The sequence below is a fragment of the Streptomyces anatolicus genome, from assembly GCF_019400875.1.
Lineage (GTDB): Bacteria > Actinomycetota > Actinomycetes > Streptomycetales > Streptomycetaceae > Streptomyces > Streptomyces anatolicus.
Genome location: NZ_WMBF01000355.1, coordinates 1 through 6,590, shown reverse-complemented (window position 1 = coordinate 6,590; position 6,590 = coordinate 1). Strand labels below are relative to the sequence as shown.

The following is a 6,590-nucleotide window of genomic DNA, read 5'->3' as shown; positions in this document are numbered from 1 at the left end:
CGGCCTCCACCTTGTCAGGGTGGCGAGCTGCGAGGGGCTAGGGCGTGCGAAGGGGCCCGCGGCCAGTTTCGGCTGCGGGCCCTTTCTTACTGCGGTCCTGACGGGATTTGCTGTGTCTGATTGCGGCTTCGCCGCGGGCGCGGCCTCCACCTTGTCAGGGTGGCGAGCTGCGAGGGGCTAGGGCATGCGAAGGGGCCCGCGGCCAGTTTCGGCTGCGGGCCCTTTCGTACTGCGGTTCTGACGGGATTTGCTGTGTCTGATTGCGGCTTCGCCGCGGGCGCGGCCTCCACCTTGACAGGGCGGCGAGCCGCGAGGGACTAGGGCAGGCAGAAGGGCCCGCAACCAAGTCGGCTGCGGGCCCTTTCTTACTGCGGTCCTGACGGGATTTGAACCCGCGGCCTCCACCTTGACAGGGTGGCGAGCACTCCAAACTGCTCCACAGGACCTTGCTTCGCGGCACCCGCTTGCGCGCTGTGCTGCGAGACAGGACTCTACAGCAGCGCAGGCCCAGCGGTCGAACTCACCCTGCGTACGCCCGCGCTCACGGCGCCAGCGCGTCGATCGCCTTCACGATCCGTTTGTCCGAGACGGGGTACGCCGTGCCCAGCGCGTGCGCGAAGTAGCTGACGCGCAGCTCCTCCAGCATCCAGCGGACGTCCAGGACCTCCTGGGGAACCGGCCGGCCCCGCGGCAGCTGCTCCAGGAGCCACAGGTACTCGTCCCGCATCTCGTGGACCTTCTCCATGCGACTGGTGTCCCGCTGGACGTTCGTCGGCATCTGCTGGAGCCGCCGGTCCGCCGCCACCATGTACCGCATCAGGTCGGGCAGGCGCCGCAGACCCGTCTCCGTCACGAAGCCCGGCTTGATGAGGGAGTTCAGCTGCTCCCGCACGTCCGCGAGGTTCGCGAGCAGCACGGGGCTCTTCGTCGACTTCAGGCGCCGCTCACAGGCCTGCCAGGCGGCGAGCACCTGCTGCACCTGGCCGACGGCCCGCACGGTGGTGTCGACGATCTCCGCCCGCACCTTGTCGAAGAGCGCCCGGTAGGCCGCCTCGTCCCAGACGGGCCCGCCGAAGTCCGCGATCAGCTTGTCCGCCGCCGCCATCGCACAGTCGTCGAAGAGCGCCTGCATGGACCCGTGCGGATTCGCGGACAGGGCGAGCTTTTGCTGGTTCGTCAGCTTGTCGGAGGCGAACTTGCCCGGGTTGACCGGGATGTTGCGCAGGATGAGCCGGCGCGTACCGCGCCACATCGCCTGCCGCTGCTCCGCCTCGGTGTCGAAGAGGCGTACGGAGACGGTGTCGCCGTCGTCCACGAGGGCGGGGTACGCCTTCACGGGCTGCCCGGCCCGCCGGGTCTCGAAGACGCGGCTGAGCGCGCCTATGTTCCAGTCCGTCAGCCCCGTACGCTCCACGGCCGAGCCGCCCGTACGCTCGGCGGTCGCGGCGGCGGCCTGCGAGAGCGCCTGCCGGGCCTTCGGCTTGAGCCGCAGCTTGAGCGCTTCGAGGTCCTTGTCCTCGGCGAGCTTGCGACGCCGCTCGTCGGTGATCCGGAACGTGATCTTCAAGTGGTCGGGTACGCGCGTCAGATCGAAGTCGTCGGGCGAGACCGGCACCCCGACCATCCGCTGCAGCTCGCGCGCCAGCGTGACGTGCAGCGGCTCCTGGAGGGGGACCGCACGCTCCAGGAACGCCTGCGCGTAGTTCGGCGCCGGGACGTAGTTCCGCCGGATCGGCTTGGGCAGGGAGCGGATCAGCTCGATGACCACGTCCTCGCGCAGCCCCGGGATCTGCCAGTCGAAGCCCTCGTCCGAGACCTGGTTGAGGACCTGGAGCGGGATGTGGACGGTGACGCCGTCCGCGTCCGCCCCCGGCTCGAACTGGTACGTCACCTTGAACTTCAGCGGGCCCTGCCGCCACGAGTCGGGGTAGTCGTCCTTGGAGACGTCACCGGCCTTCTCGTTGATCAGCATCGACCGCTCGAAGTCGAGCAGTTCGGGCTTTTCCCGCTGCTTCTTCTTCCACCACGAGTCGAAGTGCGCGCCGGAGACGACGTCGGCCGGCACCCGCTGGTCGTAGAAGTCGAAGAGCGTCTCGTCGTCGACGAGGATGTCGCGGCGCCGGGCCCGGTGCTCGAGCTCCTCGACCTCGGTGAGCAGCTTGCGGTTGGCGGCGAAGAACTTGTGGTGCGTGCGCCAGTCGCCCTCGACGAGCGCGTTGCGGATGAACAGGTCGCGGGAGACCTCGGGGTCGATGCGGCCGTAGTTCACCTTGCGGTCGGTGACGATCGGGACGCCGTACAGCGTGACCTTCTCTATCGCCATCACCGCCGCCTGGTCCTTCTCCCAGTGCGGCTCGCTGTACGTGCGCTTGAGGAGGTGCTCGGCCAGCGGCTCGACCCACTCGGGCTCGATCTTGGCGTTGACGCGGGCCCACAGCCGCGAGGTCTCCACCAGCTCGGCCGACATGATGAAGCGCGGCGGCTTCTTGAAGAGCGCCGAGCCGGGGAAGATCGCGAACTTGGCGTTGCGGGCGCCGATGTATTCGTTGCGCCCGCCGCGCTGCTTGGGGTCCTTACTGTCCTTGCCGCTGTCCTTGGACTCCTTCACGTCCTTCATCCCGATGTGGGAGAGGAGCCCGGCGAGCAGGGAGATGTGGACGCGGTCGTCGGGGGCGTCCTCGTCGTTGAGGTGGATGCCCAGCTGCTTGGCGACCGTACGCAGCTGCGTATAGATGTCCTGCCATTCGCGGATGCGCAGGAAGTTCAGGTACTCCGCCTTGCACATGCGGCGGAAGGACGACGAGCCGCGCTCCTTCTGCTGCTCACGGACGTACCGCCACAGGTTCAGATACGCGAGGAAGTCGCTGGTCTCGTCCTTGAAGCGGGCGTGCTGCTGGTCGGCCTGCGCCTGCTTCTCGGCCGGGCGCTCGCGCGGGTCCTGGATGGACAGGGCCGCCGCGATCACCATGACCTCGCGTACGCAGCCGTTCTTGTCGGCCTCCAGGACCATCCGGGCGAGCCGCGGGTCCACCGGCAGCTGGGCCAGCTTGCGGCCCTGCTGGGTGAGGCGCTTCTTCGGGTCCTTCTGGGTCGGGTCCAGCGCGCCCAGCTCCTGCAGGAGCTGCACGCCGTCGCGGATGTTGCGGTGGTCCGGCGGGTCGATGAAGGGGAACTTCTCGATGTCGCCGAGGCCGGCCGCGGTCATCTGGAGGATGACGGAGGCGAGGTTCGTACGGAGGATCTCCGCGTCCGTGAACTCCGGGCGGGAGAGGAAGTCGTCCTCGCTGTAGAGCCGGATGCAGATGCCGTCCGACGTACGGCCGCAGCGGCCCTTGCGCTGGTTGGCGCTGGCCTGGCTGATCGCCTCGATGGGCAGGCGCTGCACCTTCGTGCGGTGGCTGTAGCGGGAGATGCGGGCCGTGCCGGGGTCGATCACGTACTTGATGCCCGGCACGGTCAGCGAGGTCTCGGCGACGTTCGTCGCGAGGACGATCCGTCTGCCCGTGTGCTGCTGGAAGACGCGGTGCTGCTCGGCGTGGGAGAGCCGGGCGTAGAGCGGGAGGACTTCCGTGAACTTGTAGTTCTTCTTGTTCAGCGCGTCCGCCGTGTCGCGGATCTCGCGCTCTCCGGAGAGGAAGACGAGGATGTCGCCCTTGCCCTCGGCCTGAAGCTCCTCGACGGCGTCGGTGATCGCCGTGATCTGGTCGCGGTCGGAGTCGTCCGAGTCCTCTTCTAGGAGGGGCCGGTAGCGCACCTCCACCGGATAGGTCCGGCCGCTGACCTCCACGATCGGCGCGTCCCCGAAGTGCCGCGAGAAGCGCTCGGGGTCGATGGTCGCCGAGGTGATGACGACCTTCAGGTCCGGGCGCCTCGGCAGCAGCTGGGCGAGGTAGCCCAGCAGGAAGTCGATGTTGAGCGAACGCTCGTGCGCCTCGTCGATGATGATCGTGTCGTACGCGCGCAGCTCGCGGTCCGTCTGGATCTCGGCGAGCAGGATGCCGTCCGTCATCAGCTTGATGAACGTGCCGTCCGGATTGACCTGGTCCGTGAAGCGGACCTTCCAGCCGACGGCCTCGCCGAGCGGCGTGTCCATCTCCTCGGCGACGCGCTCGGCGACCGTACGGGCCGCGATGCGGCGCGGCTGCGTATGGCCGATCATGCCGCGCACGCCCCGGCCAAGCTCCAGACAGATCTTGGGGATCTGCGTGGTCTTGCCGGAACCGGTCTCGCCCGCGACGATCACGACCTGGTGGTCGCGGATCGCCTCGGCGATGTCGTCCTTCTTCTGGCTGACCGGCAGCTGCTCGGGATAGGTGATCGCGGGCACGCGGGAGCCGCGCTCGGCCATCCGCGCCTCGGCCTTCTCCACGTCCGCCGCGATCTCGGCGAGAACGGCGGCGCGGGCCTCGGGCTTGCGGATGCGGCGTGCACCCTCGAGCCGGCGGCCGATCCGGTGCTCGTCGCGCAGCGACAGCTCGGTCAGGCGGGGGGCGAGGGTGTCGAGGGTGAGGGCGGGCTGCGTAGACATACGCCGTCCAGGATCTCACCCGCCGCTCGGCGGTGGCGAACCGATTTCCCCTTGGCGGGGTCCCGACACGTACGATTCCGGGCATGTTGACCCGTGCGCGTACGGCGTGGTGCCCCTTGGTGGCGGTGCTGCTCGTCGTGCTCGGGGGGTTCTGCGGGCCTGCGGTCGCCCATGCCGAGGCGCCGGTCTCCACGGTGGCGCACGCGGCGGAGAGCCACGACGGGCCCGGCTGCGGCGAGGGCGGGCAGGGGGACACCGGGCAGCACCCCGTGTCGCCGCCGCGCTCCAGCTCCGCGCACGATCTGCTGCCCGCGCTGTACGAGGCCCACGGTGCCGCCGGCTCCTGGAGCGGCGACCAGGCTCTCCTTGACGTGACGCCGGTGCGGGGGCCGCCGCCGGTCGCGCCGCCCTCCCCTGTGGATCTCTCTGTCCTGCGTGTGTAGAGGCGCCCGCGTCCGGGCCCTTCCACCACGTACAGGAACCACAGGAACAGAGAGAACCTGCTGATGCCGCAGAGCAACAACAAAAAGAACATCGCCATCGTCGCGGGCGTCGCCGTCGCCGCCGCGCTGCTCGGCGTCGCCTCCTACACCGCGACCAAGCCCGCCGACTCCTCGCCGGGTGGCACCGTGAAGGAGGCCGCCGCCGGAGCCGCGCCCTCCGCCGAGGCGCAGGCCGGGGTCTATCCCGAGCTGGAGAAGCTCGCGCGGCGCGACGCCAAGGACCCGCTCGCCCAGGGCCGCGCCGACGCGCCCGTCGTGATGGTCGAGTACGCCGACTTCAAGTGCGGCTTCTGCGGGAAGTTCGCCCGCGACACCGAGCCGGGCCTCGTGAAGAAGTACGTGGACGAGGGCGTTCTGCGCATCGAGTGGCGCAACTTCCCGATCTTCGGCGCGGACTCCGAGCGGGCCGCGCGCGGCGCGTGGGCCGCGGGGAGGCAGGGGCGCTTCTGGCAGTTCAACGAGGCCGCGTACGCCGAGGGGGCCAAGGAGAAGGGCTTCGGCGAGGACCGGCTGAGGGAACTGGCCGAGGAGGCCGGGGTCAAGGACATCGGCCGCTTCGTGCGCGACGCCGGGAGCGAGGCGGCCAAGGCGGCGGTGAAGAAGGACCAGGAGGAGGCGTACGGGCTCGGCGCCACGTCCACGCCGTCCTTCCTGGTCAACGGGCGGCCCATCTCGGGCGCGCAGCCGGACGACGTCTTCGATCAGGCGATCGAGGCGGCGGCGAAGGCCGCGGATTCCCGGGGCAACCAGGGCAAGGGGAGCGGCAAGGGTGGCTCCGAGTGACCGCCGATGTGGGGTACTTCGCGGCGTTCCTGGGCGGGCTGCTCGCGCTCGTCAGCCCGTGCAGCGCGCTGCTCCTGCCCGCCTTCTTCGCGTACTCGATCGACTCCACGTCCCGCCTGGTCGCGCGGACCGGCATCTTCTACGCGGGACTCGCCACGACGCTTGTGCCGCTTGGCGCGGCCGGTTCCTATGCCGGGCGGTTCTTCTTCGGCCACCGTGACCAGCTGGTGCTCGTCGCCGGGTGGCTGATCATCGGGCTCGGGGTGCTCCAGGTGGTGGGGATGGGCTTCGCCTCGCGGAGGATGGCGGAGCTTTCGGGGCGGATCCGGCCGACGACCGCCGTCTCCGTGTACGCGCTGGGGGCGGTCTACGGGCTCGCCGGGTTCTGCGCCGGGCCGATCCTCGGCAGCGTCCTGACGGTCGCGGCGGTGAGCGGGAGCCCGGTGTACGGAGGGCTGCTCCTTGCGGTCTACGCGCTGGGCATGGCCGTGCCGCTCTTCGTCCTCGCGCTGCTCTGGGAGCGGTTCGAGCTGGGGCGGCGCAGGTGGCTGCGGGGGCGGGCCTTCCGGCTCGGCCGGTTCGAACTGCACACGACCTCGCTGCTTTCCGGGCTGTTCTTCATCGGCCTCGGGGCGCTCTTCCTCGCCTACGACGGGACGACCGCGCTGCCGGGGCTCCTGGACGTGGACGACTCGTTCGCGGTGGAGCGGTGGGCCTCGGGTGTCGGCAGGGCCGTGCCGGACGCGGTGCTGTTGGCGGGAGTCGTGGTGCTGACG

At 69.9% G+C, this 6,590-nt stretch carries 4 protein-coding genes and 1 tRNA gene; 3 read left to right on the top strand and 2 right to left on the bottom strand.

The genetic code is table 11. The annotated features are described in order from the left end of the window. Window positions 1-371: 371 nt before the first annotated feature. Both GKQ77_RS24580 and hrpA read right to left on the bottom strand, forming a co-directional pair. Window positions 372-446 (bottom strand) — tRNA-Asp (locus tag GKQ77_RS24580). Between the two features lie 95 nt (window positions 447-541). Beyond that, window positions 542-4,528, bottom strand: a complete 3,987-nt coding sequence (gene hrpA / locus GKQ77_RS24575) for an ATP-dependent RNA helicase HrpA (protein ID WP_219691111.1) — start codon at window positions 4,526-4,528, stop codon at window positions 542-544. A gap of 83 nt (window positions 4,529-4,611) precedes the next feature. On the opposite strand from hrpA, the gene GKQ77_RS24570 reads away from it, so the two are divergent. The 3 genes from GKQ77_RS24570 to GKQ77_RS24560 form a co-directional block, all read left to right on the top strand. After that, complete coding sequence (locus tag GKQ77_RS24570) at window positions 4,612-4,971, top strand: hypothetical protein (protein ID WP_258021891.1); 360 nt, start codon at window positions 4,612-4,614, stop codon at window positions 4,969-4,971. A 63-nt stretch (window positions 4,972-5,034) separates the two neighbouring features. Next, window positions 5,035-5,814 carry a DsbA family protein gene (locus tag GKQ77_RS24565; protein ID WP_219691110.1) on the top strand — a complete coding sequence of 260 codons (780 nt, stop codon included), beginning with the start codon at window positions 5,035-5,037 and terminating at the stop codon, window positions 5,812-5,814. Next, window positions 5,811-6,590 (top strand): cytochrome c biogenesis CcdA family protein (locus tag GKQ77_RS24560; protein ID WP_219691109.1); only part of this gene is annotated, 780 nt, incomplete at its 3' end. The genes GKQ77_RS24565 and GKQ77_RS24560, both read left to right, overlap by 4 nt.